17 protein-coding genes are annotated in these 16,442 nt (G+C 71.9%); 9 read left to right on the top strand and 8 right to left on the bottom strand.

Annotation, left to right across the window (positions count from 1 at the left end; translation table 11 throughout):
- Positions 1 to 212 precede the first annotated feature (212 nt).
- Positions 213 to 668 (top strand): cyclic nucleotide-binding domain-containing protein, encoded by a 456-nt coding sequence (locus ACIBU0_RS31675; RefSeq protein ID WP_398825278.1) that lies wholly within the window; start codon positions 213 to 215, stop codon positions 666 to 668.
- 51 nt (positions 669 to 719) lie between these two features.
- Here the strand turns inward: ACIBU0_RS31675 and ACIBU0_RS31680 are convergent, their stop codons facing one another.
- Positions 720 to 2,030, bottom strand: coding sequence for an MFS transporter (locus ACIBU0_RS31680; RefSeq protein WP_398825279.1), 1,311 nt, complete (start codon positions 2,028 to 2,030; stop codon positions 720 to 722).
- Positions 2,031 to 2,147: 117 nt separating this feature from the next.
- Positions 2,148 to 2,762 (bottom strand): LysE/ArgO family amino acid transporter, encoded by a 615-nt coding sequence (locus ACIBU0_RS31685; protein WP_398825281.1) that lies wholly within the window; start codon positions 2,760 to 2,762, stop codon positions 2,148 to 2,150.
- Between the two features lie 65 nt (positions 2,763 to 2,827).
- On the opposite strand from ACIBU0_RS31685, the gene ACIBU0_RS31690 reads away from it, so the two are divergent.
- Positions 2,828 to 3,736 (top strand): LysR family transcriptional regulator ArgP, encoded by a 909-nt coding sequence (locus tag ACIBU0_RS31690; protein ID WP_398825283.1) that lies wholly within the window; start codon positions 2,828 to 2,830, stop codon positions 3,734 to 3,736.
- 79 nt (positions 3,737 to 3,815) lie between these two features.
- On the opposite strand, the gene ACIBU0_RS31695 is transcribed toward ACIBU0_RS31690, so the two are convergent.
- Complete coding sequence (locus ACIBU0_RS31695) at positions 3,816 to 4,517, bottom strand: TetR/AcrR family transcriptional regulator (RefSeq protein ID WP_398825285.1); 702 nt, start codon at positions 4,515 to 4,517, stop codon at positions 3,816 to 3,818.
- 110 nt (positions 4,518 to 4,627) lie between these two features.
- On the opposite strand from ACIBU0_RS31695, the gene ACIBU0_RS31700 reads away from it, so the two are divergent.
- Positions 4,628 to 5,845, top strand: a complete 1,218-nt coding sequence (locus ACIBU0_RS31700; protein ID WP_398825287.1) for a saccharopine dehydrogenase family protein — start codon at positions 4,628 to 4,630, stop codon at positions 5,843 to 5,845.
- A 106-nt stretch (positions 5,846 to 5,951) separates the two neighbouring features.
- Positions 5,952 to 6,185 (top strand): WhiB family transcriptional regulator, encoded by a 234-nt coding sequence (locus ACIBU0_RS31705; RefSeq protein WP_398825289.1) that lies wholly within the window; start codon positions 5,952 to 5,954, stop codon positions 6,183 to 6,185.
- A gap of 38 nt (positions 6,186 to 6,223) precedes the next feature.
- Here the strand turns inward: ACIBU0_RS31705 and ACIBU0_RS31710 are convergent, their stop codons facing one another.
- From ACIBU0_RS31710 to ACIBU0_RS31720, 3 genes are read right to left on the bottom strand one after another with little or no spacing between them, the layout of a single operon-like run.
- Positions 6,224 to 8,044 (bottom strand): sensor histidine kinase, encoded by a 1,821-nt coding sequence (locus tag ACIBU0_RS31710; protein WP_398825291.1) that lies wholly within the window; start codon positions 8,042 to 8,044, stop codon positions 6,224 to 6,226.
- A complete protein-coding gene (locus ACIBU0_RS31715; RefSeq protein WP_398825293.1) occupies positions 8,041 to 8,748 on the bottom strand; it encodes a response regulator transcription factor in 708 nt (235 codons plus the stop codon). Before ACIBU0_RS31715 ends, ACIBU0_RS31710 begins: the two co-directional genes overlap by 4 nt.
- 27 nt (positions 8,749 to 8,775) lie before the next feature.
- Entirely contained in the window at positions 8,776 to 9,516 is a 741-nt protein-coding gene (locus tag ACIBU0_RS31720; protein ID WP_398825295.1) for a hypothetical protein, read from the bottom strand.
- Between the two features lie 59 nt (positions 9,517 to 9,575).
- On the opposite strand from ACIBU0_RS31720, the gene ACIBU0_RS31725 reads away from it, so the two are divergent.
- Entirely contained in the window at positions 9,576 to 9,926 is a 351-nt protein-coding gene (locus ACIBU0_RS31725; protein WP_398825297.1) for a DUF488 domain-containing protein, read from the top strand.
- Positions 9,927 to 9,948: 22 nt separating this feature from the next.
- Here the strand turns inward: ACIBU0_RS31725 and ACIBU0_RS31730 are convergent, their stop codons facing one another.
- Entirely contained in the window at positions 9,949 to 11,622 is a 1,674-nt protein-coding gene (locus ACIBU0_RS31730; protein WP_398825299.1) for an FAD-binding dehydrogenase, read from the bottom strand.
- 64 nt (positions 11,623 to 11,686) lie between these two features.
- Positions 11,687 to 12,313 (bottom strand): TetR/AcrR family transcriptional regulator, encoded by a 627-nt coding sequence (locus tag ACIBU0_RS31735; RefSeq protein WP_398825301.1) that lies wholly within the window; start codon positions 12,311 to 12,313, stop codon positions 11,687 to 11,689.
- 125 nt (positions 12,314 to 12,438) lie between these two features.
- Between ACIBU0_RS31735 and ACIBU0_RS31740 the strand changes: the two genes are divergently transcribed.
- The 4 genes from ACIBU0_RS31740 to ACIBU0_RS31755 all read left to right on the top strand — a co-directional run bounded on the left by ACIBU0_RS31740 (position 12,439) and on the right by ACIBU0_RS31755 (position 16,439).
- Positions 12,439 to 13,068: an alpha-ketoglutarate-dependent dioxygenase AlkB gene (locus ACIBU0_RS31740; protein WP_398825303.1), complete on the top strand. Its 630-nt coding sequence runs from the start codon at positions 12,439 to 12,441 to the stop codon at positions 13,066 to 13,068.
- A 110-nt stretch (positions 13,069 to 13,178) separates the two neighbouring features.
- Entirely contained in the window at positions 13,179 to 14,366 is a 1,188-nt protein-coding gene (locus ACIBU0_RS31745; RefSeq protein ID WP_398825305.1) for an acyltransferase, read from the top strand.
- Between the two features lie 49 nt (positions 14,367 to 14,415).
- On the top strand, positions 14,416 to 15,162 hold the full coding sequence (locus ACIBU0_RS31750) for an MBL fold metallo-hydrolase (protein WP_398825307.1): 747 nt from the start codon (positions 14,416 to 14,418) through the stop codon (positions 15,160 to 15,162).
- 41 nt (positions 15,163 to 15,203) lie between these two features.
- Positions 15,204 to 16,439 carry a DUF4032 domain-containing protein gene (locus tag ACIBU0_RS31755; protein WP_398825309.1) on the top strand — a complete coding sequence of 412 codons (1,236 nt, stop codon included), beginning with the start codon at positions 15,204 to 15,206 and terminating at the stop codon, positions 16,437 to 16,439.
- Positions 16,440 to 16,442: the final 3 nt, after the last annotated feature.

Genomic DNA, 16,442 nt, shown 5'->3' on the forward strand with positions numbered 1-16,442 from the left:
GGGGTTGACCCCACTCGTCCCCCGCGCACCACCACCTACGGCCCTGGCTGGCCTCCCCCGTCCAGCCAGGGCTTTTTCATGCCCTCGGCGACCCGCCCCACGAGAATCACGGCCGAAACCGCGCTCCGCCGAGGTGCTCACCGCGCCCGCAGCGGCTGAAATGGACGCAGGCAAGCACCGGAAGCTCAGTCCTCGGCGAGGAGCCCCGTGTCATGACCAAAGCGATCAAACTGCTCACCGCCCTTCCCCCGCCTCAGCGTGAGCGTCTGATGTCGCTCGCCCGGGAGGTCGCTTTCCCGGAAGACGCCCGGATCTTCGAGGCGGGCGGCACGGCCGACCGCTTCTGGGTCATCCGCTCGGGCGCCGTCTCCCTCGACCAGCGTGTGACGGCGATCCAGCGGGTCACCGTGGCCAGCCTCGGCTCGGGCGACCTGCTCGGCTGGTCGTGGTTGTTCCCGCCGTACCAGTGGGACTTCGGCGCGGAGGCCTTCAGCCCGGTACGCGCGTACGAGTTCGACGCGGCCGCGGTGCGCCGGCTGTGCGAGGAGGATCCGGCGCTCGGGCTGTCAGTGGTGCGGCACGTCGCCGAAATCCTCGCGCACCGGCTGGAGATGACCCGGGGCAAGCTGATGGAGCAGTACGGGCAGCACCGGCGCAGCGTGCTCTGAGCATCGGACGCGGCCGGCTCTGCCGCATCGAACGTGCTGCGCTCCGCCGCGTCAGACCCGGTAGCGGCGCAGGGCCGGCACGGCGGCGGCCAGGCCCAGCATGAGGACGACGACCAGCAGCCCGCCGCCCACGGTCGCCGTCCGGGCACCGAAGGCCGAGCCCGCCGTGCCGTGCAGGACGTCGGCGAGGCGCGGGCCGCCCGCGACGACGACCGTGAACACGCCCTGCATCCGGCCACGCATCTCGTCGCTGGCGGCGGACAGCAGGATGGCCCCGCGGAAGACCATCGAGACCATGTCGGCCACCCCCGCGAGGGCCAGGAACACCACCGCGAGCCACAGGCTGCCGCTCAGCCCGAAGCCGGTGATGGCGGCGCCCCAGGCGACCACCGCGCCGATCACCATCCAGCCGTGCCGGCGGGCCCGGGAGAACGTGCCGGAGAACAGCCCGCCGGCCACCGCCCCGATCGGGATCGCCGCGAACAGCAGCCCCAGAGCGAGTCCTTCGCCGTACGACGCGTAGGTCTCGCCGGCGAGTTGCGGGAACAGGGCGCGGGGCATGCCGAAGACCATCGCGATGACGTCGGCCAGGAAGGACAGCAACAGCACCTTGTGCAGGGCGATGTAGCGGAACCCCTCCGCGATCTCGCGCACGCCCGCGCGTCGCTTCGTCGTGCTGTCCGGGCCCGTCAGGGGCGGCAGCGCGGGCAGCCGTACGACCGCCCAGACGGTGACGCACAGGGCGAGCGCGTCGATGAGGTAGAGCTCGGCCAGGCCGATGACCGGGATGAGGACACCGGCCAGCAGCGGGCCGACCACCTGGCCGGTCTGCATGACGGTGGAGCCGAGGGCGTTCGCGGCGGGCAGTTCGCCGGCCGGGACGAGGCGGGCGATGGAGGCGTTGCGGGCCGGGGCGTTGAGGCCCCAGAACGCCTGCTGTACGGCGAGCAGCACCATGAGCGCGGCCACCGAGTCCAGGCCGGTGAGGGCCTGGAGCCAGAACAGCACCGAGGTGACCGCGATACCGCTGTTGGTGATCAGCAGCAGCGTGCGCCGGTCCATGCTGTCGGCGATCGCCCCGCCCCACAGCGCGAACACCGCCAGCGGCAGCAGTCCGGCGAGGCTCGCGGCGCCGACCCAGGCCGAGGAGCCGGTGATGTCGTAGATCTGCTTGGGTACGGCGACCGCGGTGAGCTGGCTGCCGACGGCCGTGACGACGGTCGAGGACCACAGACGGCGATAGGCCGGGCGGCGCAGGGGCCGGGTGTCCATGGCCCATCGGCGCCAGCCGCGCCGGGCGGGTATCGGCGCCTGGCCGGTCGGTGCCGGCTGCTCTTCGGTGCTGGTCTCGCTCGTGTCCACGCGCTTCCTGGTTGCTCGTTACACCCATCCGGAACCAGGCTTCACTATGGCACCAGGTGTCGACATACGGGATGCGATATCTCAACAACCGGACAGGGGCAGGGTTTTCGGACACGGTCAGGCGCCCGCGACGAGCGTGAGGCCGAGCACGATCATCGTCGCGGCGACGAGTCCGTCCAGGACGCGCCAGGCCACGGGCTTGGCGAGATGGCGGCTCAGCAGCCGCGCCCCGAAGCCCAGTGCGGCGAACCAGCACAGGCTGGCGAGCGCGGCACCGAGACCGAACGTCCAGCGCAGCGGGCCGCGGTCGGCGGCGACCGTGCCGAGCAGGAAGACGGTGTCCAGGTAGACATGCGGGTTGAGCCAGGTCATCGCGAGGCAGGTCAGCACGGCCCGCCGCCGTGAACCCGCCGCATCCCCGTCCGTCAGCAGGGCACCGGCCGGCCTGAAGACACGACGGGCGGCGAGAGCGCCGTAGCAGAGCAGGAACGCCCCGCCCACCCAGGCGACCGCCGTCAGCACCCCGGGCCAGGCCACGACCACCGCGCCGACACCGGCCACCCCCAGGGCGATGAGGAGCGCGTCGGACAGGGCGCAGATGCCGACGACGGCGAGGACGGCGTCGCGGCGGATCCCCTGGCGCAGGACGAAGGCGTTCTGGGCGCCGATGGCGACGATGAGGGAGAGGCCGGTGCCGAATCCGGCGGCCGCGGTGGTCAGGGCGTTTGTCATGCCTTCACGCTAGGGAAGTGATCTCTGCGCGTACAGCTAAAGATTCTTAGGTACCTTTAGCTACTGTGAAGACCGAGCTGACCGAGCTTCCCCTCGACCAGGTGCGCACCCTGCTCGCGGTGGTGGACGAGGGCACCTTCGACGCGGCCGCCGCCGCCCTGCATGTGACGCCGTCGGCGGTGAGCCAGCGGGTGAAGGCGCTGGAGCAGCGCACGGGGCGGGTGCTGCTGGTTCGGACGAAACCGGTGCGGCCCACCGAGTCGGGCGAGGTCGTCGTCCGGTTCGCCCGCCAGCTGGCGCGGCTGGAGCGGGACGCGCGGGCGGAGCTGGGCGTGAGCGGGACCGGGGACGCGACCCGGGTGTCGATCGCGGTCAACGCGGACTCCCTGGCGACCTGGTTCCTGACGGCGCTCACGCACGTGCCGGAGGAGCCACGGCTCTGCTTCGAGCTGCGGCGGGAGGACGAGAGCCGTACGGCGACGCTGCTGCGGGAGGGGCAGGTGATGGCCGCGGTGACCTCGTCGCCCGAGCCCGTGGCGGGATGTTCGGTACGCCCGCTGGGCCGGATGCGCTATCTCGCCGCGGCGAGCCCGGAGTTCGCCGAGCGGCACATCGGCGGCCCACTGGGGGACGCACTGGTGCGGGCGCCGGTGATGACGTTCGACCGGAGCGACGACCTCCAGGACGCGTTCGTCCGCAAGGTGCGGCGCAGCCGGACCGGTGCGAGTGCGGTACGGCACCACGTCCCCACCTCGGAGGGCTTCCTGTCGGCCGTGGCCGCCGGACTGGGGTGGGGCATGGTCCCGGAGGTGCAGGCGGCACCGCTCTTGGAGGACGGCCGCCTCGTGGAGCTGGCGCCGGAGCGCCCGCTCGACGTGCCGCTGTACTGGCAGCAGTGGAAGCTGGACTCGCCGGCGCTGGCGGCGGTGACGGAGGCGGTGGCCGCAACCGCCACGGAGGCGCTCCGCGCGTAGTGCCGCGTCTTGTTGTCTTTCGGCTGACGGCGCCGTCGTGGCTGGTCGCGCAGTTCCCCGCGCCCCTTGGGGCGGAGCACTACTGCCGCTCCAGCTGCGCCGCGGCGCTGTCCAGGAGCATCTCCAGCGCCGTCGGATAAGCACTGGTCACCATCCGGTTCGCCAGCAGAGGGGCCGCCTCGGCGATCCTGGGATGGGTGGTGCGGGGCAGCCGCGCGTAAATCGACCGCCACATGCCCTCATCGGCGCGCAGTGAGTCGCTGGGCAGCGTCAACGCCGCCGCGTCGAGCGCGGCGAAGGCCAGCGTCTGGTCGATGAAGGCGTGGTAGATGCGCACGGTGTCCGGCAGCGGGAATCCGGCCGTGCGCAGGATGTCCAGCACGGCCTCGTCGGCGGCGAGTTCGTTGGCCCGGCCGGTGACGCGGCTCGTCGTCAGTACGGCGGCCTGCGGATGGGCGACGTAGGCGCCGTGGATGCGCAGCCCGACGGCGCGCAGGTCGGCCCGCCACTCCCCCGTCGGCTCCCAGCCCCGCAGGGCCTCGCCGATGAGGGCGTCGCCGATGGCGAGGGTCAGGTCGTCCATGCCGCGGAAGTACCGGTACAGCGTGCTCGGGTCGGCATCCAGGGCGAGGCCGAGGCGGCGCGCGGTGAGACCGGCGCTGCCGTGTTCGCGCAGCATGCGCAGGGCCGTCTCGACGATCAGCTGCTCCGACAGGACGGTGCCGCTCTTCGTGGGACGCCGTCGACGCCGCTTCTCCTCCGGGACGACCGGCTTCGGCACGATGACCTCCGACGCTTATGCCAACGCCATTGACCTTACGTGAAGGCACGGCGTTGTATCTCCAGCGGGGCCCCACCACGTCGTAGATCTTCAGTCGAGGGAGTCTTGTCATGCGTGTCCTGCTCGTGGGAGCCGGCGGGGTGGGTACCGCCGTCACCCGGATCGCGGCCCGGCGTCCGTTCTTCACGGCGATGGTGGTCGCGGACTACGACCTCGCCCGCGCCGAGGCGGCCGTGGCGGCCCTCGGCGGTGACGCCCGCTTCCGGGCCGAGCGCGTCGACGCCGGCGACGAGGCGGCGGTGGCCGCGCTGCTGGAGCGGCACGCCTGTGACGTGCTCCTCAACGCCACCGACCCGCGGTTCGTGATGCCGCTGTTCCGGGCCGCGCGCACGGCCGGGGCCACCTATGTCGACATGGCGATGTCGTTGTCGCGGCCGCACGCGGAGCGCCCGTACGAGGAGTGCGGGGTCAAGCTGGGCGACGCCCAGTTCGCGGAGGCGCCCGACTGGGAGAAGGCCGGGGCGCTGGCCGTCGTCGGCATGGGTGTGGAGCCGGGTCTGTCGGACGTGTTCGCCCGGTACGCGGCCGACGAACTCTTCGACGAGATCGAGGAGATCGGCGTGCGCGACGGCGCGAACCTGACCGTCGACGGCTACGACTTCGCGCCGTCCTTCAGCATCTGGACCACGATCGAGGAGTGCCTCAACCCGCCGGTCGTCTACGAGGCCGGGCGCGGCTGGTTCACCACCGAGCCCTTCAGCGAGCCCGAGGTGTTCGACTTCCCCGAGGGCATCGGGCCGGTCGAGTGCGTGAACGTGGAGCACGAGGAGGTGCTCCTGGTGCCGCGCTGGGTCGACGCGCGCCGGGTCACCTTCAAGTACGGCCTGGGCGAGGAGTTCGTCCGCACGCTGAAGACGCTGCACCTGCTGGGCCTGGACCGCACCGAGCCGGTGACCGTGCCGAGCCCGGCGGGACCGGTGCGGGTGTCCCCACGGGACGTGGTCGCCGCGTGTCTGCCGGACCCGGCGACGCTGGGCGAGCGGATGCACGGCAAGACCTGCGCGGGCACCTGGGTGCGGGGCGTCAAGGACGGGGCGCCGCGGGAGGTGTACCTGTACCACGTGGTCGACAACCAGTGGTCCATGGCGGAGTACGGCTGCCAGGCGGTGGTGTGGCAGACGGCGGTCAACCCGGTCGTCACACTCGAACTCCTCGCCACGGGCGCCTGGTCGGGCGCGGGCGTGCTCGGCCCGGAGGCGTTCCCGGCCCGTCCGTTCCTGGATCTGCTGACGGCGTACGGCTCTCCGTGGGGCATGCGCGAACAGTGACCGAATTCGCCGGGCTCGCCCGGGGTTTCACTTGCGCATCGACAGGCGACTCGAAAACGAGTAATGCATCCACCGAGGGCACGTACGACGATCGCAGGTGACTTTGATGGACGACTGGCGAGACCACGCCGCCTGCCGCCATGAGGACCCCGACCTCTTCTACCCGATCGGCACGTCCGGACCGACCGTGTTGCAGACGGAGCAGGCCAAGGCCGTCTGCCGGCGCTGCTCGGTCCGGGAACAGTGCCTGCGCTGGGCGCTGGACATGGACCAGTACATCGGGATCTGGGGCGGCACGAGCGAGGCGGAGCGACGCGCGCTGCGGCAGCGGGCCGGATAACCCGCGGATCGAAGCATCCGCACCCGGACCTGCCCGGCTCAGGCGGGCGCCGGGACTGCCGGCAACCGCAGGGTGAACACGGAACCGGCACGGGGTTCGCTCACCGCGTCGGCCGTACCGCCGTGGGCGGCGACCAGGTGCCGGACGATGGGCAGGCCCAGCCCGCTGCCTCCGGTACGCCGGCTGCGGGACTTCTCCGCCCGCCAGAACCGGTCGAAGACGTGCGGCAGGTCCTCGGGGTCGATGCCGGTCCCCGTGTCGGCGACGTCGAGGACGACGTCGTCGCCGTCGCGCCGTGCGGCGAGCGTGACGGTGCCGCCGGCCGGTGTGTGGCGCAGGGCGTTGGAGACGAGGTTGCCGAGCGCCTGCCGCAGGCGGACGGGATCGGCGTCCAGCCAGGGGGTGCCGTCCACGGCCGTGCGCAGGGTGACGCCGGCCGTGTCCGCGGCGACGCGGTGGGCGGCGGCGACCTGGTCGAGGAGTTCGTCGGCCCGGACGGGCTCGCGGTGCAGGCGCAGGGCTCCGGCGTCGGCGGCGGCGAGGTCCTGGAGGTCGTCGATGACGCGCTGGAGGACGAGTGCCTCCTCGTGGAGGGAGGCGAGCAGGGCGGGGGCGGGGTCGACGACGCCGTCGCGGGTGACTTCCAGCCAGCCGCGGATGTTGGTGAGCGGGCTGCGCAGTTCGTGCGCGATATCGCTGACCATGGCCTTGCGCTGGGCCTCCAACCGCTCGCGTCGCTCGGTGAGGTTGTTGAACGCGGCGGCGAGGATGCCGGTCTCGTCGCGGGTGGTGACGGGGACGCGCACATGCAGTTCGGGCGGCTGCTGGGCCGCCTCGGTCAGCGCCCGCAGCGGCCGCACGAGCCGGGTGGCGACGACGGCGGTCACGGCCACCGTGACGGCCAGCACGAGGCCGGCGGCCCCGATGACCTTGGCCTTGTTGGCCGGGGACATGTCGAACCGGACGGCGGTGGTGTCCCCGACCCCCAGGAGGAGTTCGGCCACGGGGGCGACATAGGGGTCGAGTTGGGCGCGGCGGGCGGCGTCGACGCAGCTCTGCGCCTCGCGCACGGATCCGCTGTCGCCCGGCCGGAACTTGCCCAGGGGGTACCGGGTGCCGAGGCGCTGCTCGGTCACGTCGACCGCGGCGAAGGGCGTCACGCCGGTGCTCAGGCCGTGCCGGTCCAGACAGGGGCGGGAGCGCTCGGCCAGTTCGGCCAGGGCCTTCTCCTCGGTGGGTGTCGGGGTGTTGAGGAGCCCGTCGGCGCACTCGTCGGGGACCTGCCCCGCCGAGACGGGGCCGTCGTGGTCCGTGACGACGGGGCGGCCGCTCGGGGTCTGGACGACGTCGGCCTCGTAGCCGTTGCGGGCGAAGCATTTCTGCCGGATCAGGGCGAGCTTGTCCAGCCGGGCCCGCTCCGCGCCCGTCACCCGGTACGGGCCGACCACGCGCGGGTCGATGCCGCTGCGCTGTGCGCCGCGTTCGGTGTAGGTGTCGGTGCGCAGGGGGTCCACCGTGGCGGCGGCGCGGGGCGGCAGGGCGGTTCCGGACGGTGCGGAGTCGGCGATGATCCTGCGGTCGGGGGTCGCGAGGGCGATACGCCGCCCGGTCCGCTCGGACAGCGTACGGACGGTCTCCTCGACTCCCGTCCAGTCGGAGTGGGTCGCGGCGTAGCCGCTGAGCCGGGCGAGGACGTCCATGTCCTCCGCGAGGACCTGCCCCTGTTCCTCCCGCAGCGCCCGGGTGGTGGTCTCCACGGCCAGCCAGGCCGTCGCCGCCACCGAGCACACGGCGATCAGCACCGTCGCGATCAGCAGCCGGACCAGGAGTCGCTTGCGCAGGGGGATGCGCCCGCTCATCCGCGGCCGCCGCTGAGCTTGTAGCCGACGCCGAACACGGTGAGCAGCCGCACGGGCCTGCGCGGGTCGGCCTCGATCTTCTTGCGCAGGTTCATGATGTGCACGTCGACGGCCCGTTCGGTGGAGGCCCGGTCGGTACCTCGGGTGCATTCCAGCAACTGCCGCCGGGAGAAGACCCGTTCGGGCTCGGCGGCCATGGCCAGCAGGATCTCGAACTCGGCCGGCGTGCACTCCACGGGCGCTCCCTCGCACCGCACCTCGTGCCGCACGGGGTCGACGGCGATCCCCGCGGCACGTACGACCGGGTCCTCCCGCCGGTCGGCGGCTGCGCGCCCGCTGCGCCGCAGCACCGTGCGAATGCGGGCCATCAGCTCGCGCGGGCTGTACGGCTTGGTCATGTAGTCGTCGGCGCCGAGTTCGAGGCCGAGCAGGACGTCGTCCTCCGTCGACCGGGCCGTCAGCATCAGCACGGGGATGTCCGGATCCCCGGTGTTCCGGCGCAGTACCCGGCACACCCCGAAGCCGTCGATCACCGGAAGCATCAGGTCCAGCACGACGAGGTCGGGCCGTTGCCGCCGGACCGCGTCGAGGGCGGCCGACCCGTCGTGGACGACGGTGGCGGTGTGGCCCTCCGACAGCAGGGAGCGGCGTATGAGTTCGGCCTGCATCTCGTCGTCCTCGGCGACCAGCACATGTGCGCACACGCGGCGGATCCTAAGCGCTCGGGATGGTCAGCGGGCCAGCGATTCGGCGTCGCCCATGACGACGACGGGATGCCGGTCGGGGTCCAGTGCCAGCAGCAGCTCCTTCATGTGCTCCCGCGCGATGCTGACGCAGCCCTGTGTCGGCCCGTCGTGGTCGACGTGCAGCCATATGCCGCCGCCACGTCCGGCGCCGAGCGGGCGGGTCCAGTCGAGGGGTGTGGTGCCGGGCCTGCGATTGTAGTTGACGGCGATCACGTACTCGAACGAGCCCGCGAGGGACTCGCCCTCGAAGCCGGTGCCGGTGGCGGTGAAACCGGAGCCGTGGTCGTACGGCAGCTTGGTACCGGGGTCCCCGAGCAGACCTCCGGCGTCGGTGAGCGTGAAGACCCCGATGGGCGAGCGCAGATCGCCGGCCCGGTGGTGGTCGGTCCAGCCGCGCAGGGCGTTGTGGGCGGGCCAGCTGTCGCCGGCTTCCCAGCCGACGTCGCTGCGCTGGTACAGGACGACGGTCGACTGTGCGGAGTTCCTGCCGCGCCCGGTCACGACGACGGCCTGACGCGCTTCGGAGGGCACCTTCGCCCCGGTCTCGGGCCCCAGACCGGGCAGCTGCTGCGGGGCCACCTCAAGGGCGACCCCCGGCAGCGGCGTGCTGGTCGTGGGCCGCGTGGCAGCGGGATCGTGATCCGGTACCGCCACGGCACCGCCGCCGCAACCGGTGAGCAGCAGGGAGGCGGCGAGCAGGGCGACACGGGGCTTGTGCGTGATCATGGGTCGACCTTGGCCGACACTTGTGAGGAACTCGTCAGGTCCACGAGAAAGGCCCGGCCATGAGCGTTCGCATCCGGCGCGTCTATGAAGCACCCGAACCCGAGGACGGCGTGCGCGTCTTGGTCGACCGGCTGTGGCCGCGCGGTCTGTCGAAGGACGCGGCGCACGTGGACGAGTGGCCCAAGGGGCTCACCCCGTCCACCGAGCTGCGGCGCTGGTACCACGCGGGCGAGAGGTCGTACGAGGAGTTCGCGGGCCGCTACGAGGCCGAGCTGGCCGATCCCGAGGCGGCGGAACTCCTCGACCGGGTGAGGGAGTTGACCAGGCAGGGCGATGTGACCCTGCTCACCGCGTCCAAGTCACCCGAGCAGAGCCACGCCGCCGTGCTGGCCCGTCTCCTGCAGGAGTGAGGAGACGGGCCCCGCGCCGCCGTCAGGCCGTCTGCCGCGCCGAGGCACGGCCCGCCGCCCGGCCCGAGAAGAGACAGCCGCCGAGGAAGGTGCCCTCCAGGGCGTTGTAGCCGTGCACGCCGCCGCCGCCGAAGCCGGCGACCTCGCCCGCCGCGTACAGGCCGTCGATCGGCGTCCCGTCGGCGCCCAGGGCGCGGGAGTCCAGGTCGGTCTGGATGCCGCCGAGGGTCTTGCGGGTCAGGACGTGGAGCTTGACGCCGATCAGGGGGCCGGCGGCAGGGTCGAGGATGCGGTGCGGGGTGGCGACGCGGCCGAGGCGGTCGCCGATGTAGCGGCGGGCGTTGCGGATGCCCTGCACCTGGGCGTCCTTGCTGTAGGGGTTGGCGATCTGCAGGTCGCGGGCCTCGATCTGGCGCCGGACGGTCCCGGCGTCGAGGAGCGGCTTGTCCGTCAACCGGTTCATCTTCTCGACCAGTTGCTCCAGGGTCGGGGCGGTCACGAAGTCCGCGCCGTTGCGCTGGAACGCCGCCACCGGGCCCGGGGCGCCCTTGCCCAGCACCCGCTCCTTGAGGAAGCCCGCCCGGTCCTTGGCGGTGATGTCGGGGTTCTGCTCGGAGCCCGACAGCGCGAACTCCTTCTCGATGATCTTCTGGGTGAGGATGAACCAGGAGTGGTCGTACCCGGCGATGTCCTCGGTCGTGCGCAGGTGCTTGAGGGTGCTGAGGGTGTCGTAGCCCGGCAGGCACGGGTCGGGCAGACGGCGGCCCAGGGCGTCCAGCCACATCGACGACGGCCCGGGCAGGATGCGGATGCCGTGGCCGGGCCAGATCGGGTCCCAGTTCTGCAGGCCCTCGGTGTAGTGCCACATGCGGTCGCGGTTGACGAGCCGTACGCCCGCTTGCGCGCTGATGTCGAGCATCCGGCCGTCGACGTAGGCCGGGACGCCGGTGACCATCTCGGTGGGCGGTGTGCCGAGGCGTTCGGGCCAGTAGCGGCGGACGATGTCGTGGTTGGCGCCGATGCCGCCGGTGGTGACGACGACGGCCTGGGCGGTCAGCTCGAACTCGCCGGCGCGGTCGCGGCTGGAGGCGACGCCGCGGGGCGAGTTGTCGTCGGCGAGGACCGTGCCGCGCACCCCGCGCGCCGCGCCCTCCTCGATGACCAGCTCGTCGACCTGGTGCCGGTGGTGGAAGGTGAGCAGCCCGTCGCGCGCGGCCTGCTTGGCGTACCGGACGAACGGCTCCACGACACCCGTACCGGTGCCCCAGGCGATGTGGAACCGGGGCACCGAGTTGCCGTGGCCGTGGGCGCGCAGGTCGCCGCGCTCCGCCCACCCCACCGTCGGCAGGAACGTGATGCCATGGCCGTCCAGCCAGGCCCGCTTCTCGCCGGCCGCGAACTCGACGTAGGCGCGTGCCCAGCGCACCGCCCAGGAGTCCTCGTCGTCGGTCCGGTCGAACTGGGCGCTGCCCTGCCAGTCGTTCCAGGCCAGGTCGAAGGAGTCCTTGATGCCCAGGCGGCGCTGCTCCGGGGAGTCGACGAGGAACAGCCCGCCGAAGGACCAGAAGGCCTGCCCGCCGAGGTTGGCGGCGTTCTCCTGGTCCACCAGCGCGACCCTGCGGCCCCGGCTGGTCAGTTCGTGCGCGGCGACCAGGCCCGCGAGTCCCGCTCCGACGACGATGACGTCGGCATCCATGGCGACCGTCCCTTCCTCATTCGGTGGTGGCACAATCCGGTGGTGTCGCTATCCGGTGGTGTCGCTATCGGGTGGTGTCGCTGCCGTCGGTGAGCAGCGCGGTGAGCAGTTGCTTCAGCCAGGCGCGGGCGTGTTCGACGTCCCTGTCCAGCAGTAGTTGGGTGGTGACTCCGTCGTAGGCGGCGACCACGGCGTGGGCGGCGCCCTCGATGTCGCCGAGCACGGCGGGCAGTGCGGTGTGTCCCCGCGCGCGGGCGAGCCGGTCGGCGATCGCCCCGCGCAGCCGCGCGCGGTGTGCCAGCAGGTTCTGCGCGACGGCCGGGTCGCGGGCGGCGTGCACCAGGAAGTCCGTCTTCACCAGCAGCCAGTCCCGGTCCAGGAGCAGCACCTCGCTCACCCGGTCCACGGCGGCGGGCACGTCCAGGTCCGGCCCGTCGAGGGCGAGGGCCCCGGACACCTGCTCCGCGATCAGGTCCGCGCGCTGCTGGTAGAGGGCGAAGAACAGTTCGTCCAGGCTGTCGAAGTTGGAGTAGAACGCGCCCCTGCTGTACCCGGCGGCATCGCAGACCTCCTCGATGGAGACGCGGCCGAACCCCTTGGCGGCGAACACGGCGAAGGCGGCGTCGAGGAGATTGGCGCGCGTACGGACCCGGCGCTTGGTGACACGCCTGGTCGTTTCCTGCACCGCCATGGCCGGACCTCCGTTCGATACAGGAATGTATCCGATACGTGAGTGTATCCAAAGGCGCGTTCGAGAATTCGAAGGCCGGGAAATCCATGGGAACATACTTTCGATTCCGGGGTTACGCTGGAAGCATGGCCATGCACCTCCAGGGCTCCCTGTTCGACCAGACCGACGAGCTGCGGCTCGGATCCCTCGCGGGGATCCGCCGTACCCGGCTCGGCCACGGCGCCTGGATCGACGTCCTGCCCGGCTGGCTCAGCGGGGCCGACGCGCTGTTCGAGCAGCTGGCCGCCGAGGTGCCGTGGCGTGCGGAGCGCCGCAAGATGTACGACAACGTGGTCGACGTACCTCGGCTGCTCGCCTTCTACGGCGCGGACGACGTCCTCCCGCACCCCGTGCTGGCGGAGGCCCGTAACGCGCTGTCGGCGCACTACGCCGAGGAGCTCGGCGAGCCGTTCACCACGGCGGGGCTCTGCTACTACCGCGACGGGCGGGACAGCGTCGCCTGGCACGGGGACCGGATCGGACGGGGGGCGCGCGAGGACACGATGGTGGCGATCCTCTCCGTCGGCGCCCCCCGGGATCTGCTGCTGCGCCCCGCCCGGGGCGGCGGCGGGACGGTGCGCCGTCCGCTGGGGCACGGCGACCTCATCGTGATGGGCGGCTCCTGCCAGCGGACCTGGGAGCACTCGATACCGAAGACCACGCGCGCGACGGGGCCCCGCATCAGCATCCAGTTCCGGCCGCACGGCGTGCACTGAGGCTTCAGAGGCGGCCGCTTCGGGTGCGCGCGGGGGCTGCCTCCGGCGGACGGTGCCGGAGGCAGCCCTTCCTCTGGGCGAAGCCCTGTCGTGCCCGCACACTGGGGCGGATGAGCGCGCAAACGCGGGCACCGGACATCGCTCCCCGACGCGGCGAGCTGGACGCGCTGCGGGTCTTCGTCGTCCTCGGGCTGGTCTTCTTCCACTCCGGCCTCGTCTTCTCCCCGGACGACGACTTCTACGTCAAGAACGCACAGACCACCGACGCCGTGACCGTGCTCGCCGGGTTCGGGGTCGTGTGGGCGATGCCCATGCTGTTTCTCGTCTCCGGGCTCGGCTCCCGGTACTCGATCCGCCGCCGCGGACCCGCGCGCTTCACCCGTGAGCGCTCATTGCGCCTGGGGGTTCCGCTGGTCTTCGCGACGCTCGTGCTGTGCCCGCTCCCCCAGTGGCTGCGCCTGCGGGCCGCCGACCCCGGCTACGACGAGTCGTACGGGCGTTTCTGGCGCCGCTTCCTCACTGTCCGCCTGGATGCGGCGGACTTCCCCTTCGTCCTCGAAGGGGAGCACTTCGAGACCGGCCACCTGTGGTTCGTGGTCCTCCTGCTCACCTTCAGCCTGCTGCTCGCCCCGGTCGCGGCGCCGCTCGCGGCCCGGTCGGAGCGTGTGGCCCAGGCGGTGGGCCGACGCCCGGTCCTGCTCCTGCTCCTGCTGCCCGCTCTGCCGCTCGCCGCGATCAACGCGTTCCTCGGCATGGAGGAGGGCTTCGCGGGCTGGAACCGCTGGGCCTACCTGGTGTTCTTCCTCTTCGGTTACGCCCTCGCCGACGACGGCCACGTCCGTGCCGCGCTGCGCCGACTCGCCCTGCCGGTGGGTGTGTTCGGACTGGTGCTGTTCGCGGGGACCGCGCCCGGCTTTGTCTCCCTGGACGACCCGTTCACCGAGGGGAGCCCGTTCGCGCTGGTGACCCGGGCGGTGTTCGGGGCGGCGGGCTGGTGCTGGGTGGTCGCGATCCTCGGGCTGCTGGACCGGCCTCGGGAGGCCCGGGCTCCCTCGCGCGCGATGGTGTATCTCGGGCTCGCCGCCCTGCCGTTGTACGTGCTGCACCAGCCGGTCGTGGTCGCCCTCGCATACGGCGTGGTGGGCTGGTCCGCGCCGATCCTGATCAAGTACGTGGTGATCGTGACGGGTTCGCTCGCGGTGATCCTCGTGCTGTACGAGGTCGTGGTGCGCAGAACGCGGGTGACGCGATTCCTGTTCGGAATGCGTCCGGACCCGGCGGTCACACCGTCCTCCTGATCTGCTTTGCTGTGTCCGTCGGGCACGGACCTCACCACGCGGGACGATCATGCGGGCAGATGTGCAGCAAGTCGCGGACGGCACCTACCTGGTGCACGGCAGCAACACGAACTGGGTGATCCTGACCGAGGGGGACGAGGTCACGCTGATCGACACCGGCTACCCCGGGGACCGGGCGAAGCTCCTCGCCTCGCTCACGGAGGTGGGCAGTGCGCCGGAGGCGGTCAGCGCCGTACTGATCACGCACGCGCACACGGACCACCTGGGCAACGCCGAGTATCTGCGCACCACCTACGGTACGCCGATATACCTCCACGCGGCCGAAGTGCCGCACGCCCGGCGGGAGTTCCTGCACCAGGTGAACGTGGGGACGGTCCTCAGGAACGGCTGGCGGCCGGGTGTCCTGCCCTGGGCGCTCCACGCGATCCGCTCCGGCGGCACCGCGCACGTGCCCGTCACCGCCCCCGAGCCGTTCCCGTCGGAAGGGCCGCTCGACCTGCCGGGCCGCCCCGTCCCGGTGCACACGCCCGGCCACACCGACGGCCACTGCGCCTACCACCTGCCGGAGGCCGGCGTGCTGATCGCGGGCGACGCCCTGGTCAGCGGGCACCCCACCTCGCGGATCAAGGGGCCGCAGCTGCTGCCGGACATGTTCCACCGCGAGCGGACCCAGGCCCTCGCCTCGTTGGCCGTGCTCGAAGGCCTCAAGGGCGAGGTCCTGCTGCCCGGGCACGGGCCGCTGCACCGCGGCTCGGTGCGAGAAGCTGCTCTTCAGGCCCGGGAGCGCGCACTTTAGGGTGAGGTGACGATCACCGGCGAGGCAAGGACGAACCGCCCATGGCACTGCAGATCAGCGCGACGAACCCGGAGCACCCCGCGCTTTTGCTGGAACTGCCCTGGCATCTGCCCTTGGAGGAGTGGCCGGAAGAGGTCCTGGTCCCGCTCCCGCGCGGTATCTCACGGCACATCGTGCGCTACGCCCGGGCCGGCGACGAGGTGATCGCCGTCAAGGAGCTCGCCCAGCGCCCGGCGCTGCGCGAGTACGAGCTGCTGCGGGACCTCGACCGGCTCGGCATCCCCGCGGTCGATCCGCTGGCCGTGGTCACCGGCCGCACCGACTCCGCCGGCGGCCCCCTGGAGTCGGTGCTGGTCACCCGGCACCTGACGGGCTCGCAGCCGTACCGTTCGATGTTCGAGACGACGATGCGCCCGGCGACCATGCACCGCCTCATGGACGCCCTGGCCGTCCTCCTGGTCCGCCTCCACCTCGCCGGGTTCGCGTGGGGCGACTGCTCGCTGTCCAACACGCTGTTCCGGCGTGACGCGGGCGCCTACGCCGCGTATCTGGTGGACGCCGAGACGGGCGATCTGCACCCGCAGCTCAGCACGGGCCAGCGCGACTACGACCTGGAGCTCGCCCGGGTCAACATCAGCGGCGAGCTGCTGGACCTGGAGGCGTCCGGGGCGCTGCACCCGTCGGTCGATCCGATCGAGTTCGGCATGGAGATCTGCGCGCGCTACGGCGGTCTGTGGGAGGAGCTGACCCGCACCTCGGTCTATCCGGCGGGCAAGTACCACTACATAGAGCGCCGGATACGCCGCCTGAACGACCTCGGTTTCGACGTGGCCGAGATGCAGATCGAGCACGCGGCCAACGGCGACACGGTCACCTTCGTGCCCAAGGTCGTCGACGCCGGGCACCACCAGCGTCAGCTGCTGCGCCTGACGGGACTGGACACCGAGGAGAACCAGGCCCGCCGGCTCCTGAACGACCTGGAGAGCTGGATGGCCACCCAGGACGACTACGCCCCGGGCGACCCTCTCGGCGCCCGCCCCGAGGTCCTCGCCCACCGGTGGGTGCGCGACGTGTTCCGGCCCACCGTGCGGGCCGTACCGCTGGAGCTGCGCGGCTCCATGGACCCCGCCGAGATCTACCACGAGCTGCTCGAACACCGCTGGTACCTGTCCGAGCGCGCGCAGCACGACATCGGTCTGGACACGGTGGTCGAGGACTACATCAAGAACATCCTGCCCAAGGCGCGGGAGACGCTGCAGCCGACGACGTCCGACTGACTC

The sequence above is a fragment of the Streptomyces sp. NPDC049627 genome (assembly GCF_044465645.1).
In the GTDB taxonomy this organism is placed as follows: domain Bacteria; phylum Actinomycetota; class Actinomycetes; order Streptomycetales; family Streptomycetaceae; genus Streptomyces.

Bases quoted from the DNA above. Each gene is read 5' to 3' on its own strand.
- ACIBU0_RS31675 (WP_398825278.1), top strand. From the start codon at position 213: ATGACCAAAGCGATCAAACTGCTCACCGCCCTTCCCCCGCCTCAGCGT.
- ACIBU0_RS31685 (WP_398825281.1), bottom strand. From the start codon at position 2,762: ATGACAAACGCCCTGACCACCGCGGCCGCCGGATTCGGCACCGGCCTC.
- ACIBU0_RS31700 (WP_398825287.1), top strand. From the start codon at position 4,628: ATGCGTGTCCTGCTCGTGGGAGCCGGCGGGGTGGGTACCGCCGTCACC.
- ACIBU0_RS31705 (WP_398825289.1), top strand. From the start codon at position 5,952: ATGGACGACTGGCGAGACCACGCCGCCTGCCGCCATGAGGACCCCGAC.
- ACIBU0_RS31710 (WP_398825291.1), bottom strand. From the start codon at position 8,044: ATGAGCGGGCGCATCCCCCTGCGCAAGCGACTCCTGGTCCGGCTGCTG.
- ACIBU0_RS31720 (WP_398825295.1), bottom strand. From the start codon at position 9,516: ATGATCACGCACAAGCCCCGTGTCGCCCTGCTCGCCGCCTCCCTGCTG.
- ACIBU0_RS31725 (WP_398825297.1), top strand. From the start codon at position 9,576: ATGAGCGTTCGCATCCGGCGCGTCTATGAAGCACCCGAACCCGAGGAC.
- ACIBU0_RS31730 (WP_398825299.1), bottom strand. From the start codon at position 11,622: ATGGATGCCGACGTCATCGTCGTCGGAGCGGGACTCGCGGGCCTGGTC.
- ACIBU0_RS31735 (WP_398825301.1), bottom strand. From the start codon at position 12,313: ATGGCGGTGCAGGAAACGACCAGGCGTGTCACCAAGCGCCGGGTCCGT.
- ACIBU0_RS31740 (WP_398825303.1), top strand. From the start codon at position 12,439: ATGGCCATGCACCTCCAGGGCTCCCTGTTCGACCAGACCGACGAGCTG.
- ACIBU0_RS31745 (WP_398825305.1), top strand. From the start codon at position 13,179: ATGAGCGCGCAAACGCGGGCACCGGACATCGCTCCCCGACGCGGCGAG.
- ACIBU0_RS31750 (WP_398825307.1), top strand. From the start codon at position 14,416: ATGCGGGCAGATGTGCAGCAAGTCGCGGACGGCACCTACCTGGTGCAC.
- ACIBU0_RS31755 (WP_398825309.1), top strand. From the start codon at position 15,204: ATGGCACTGCAGATCAGCGCGACGAACCCGGAGCACCCCGCGCTTTTG.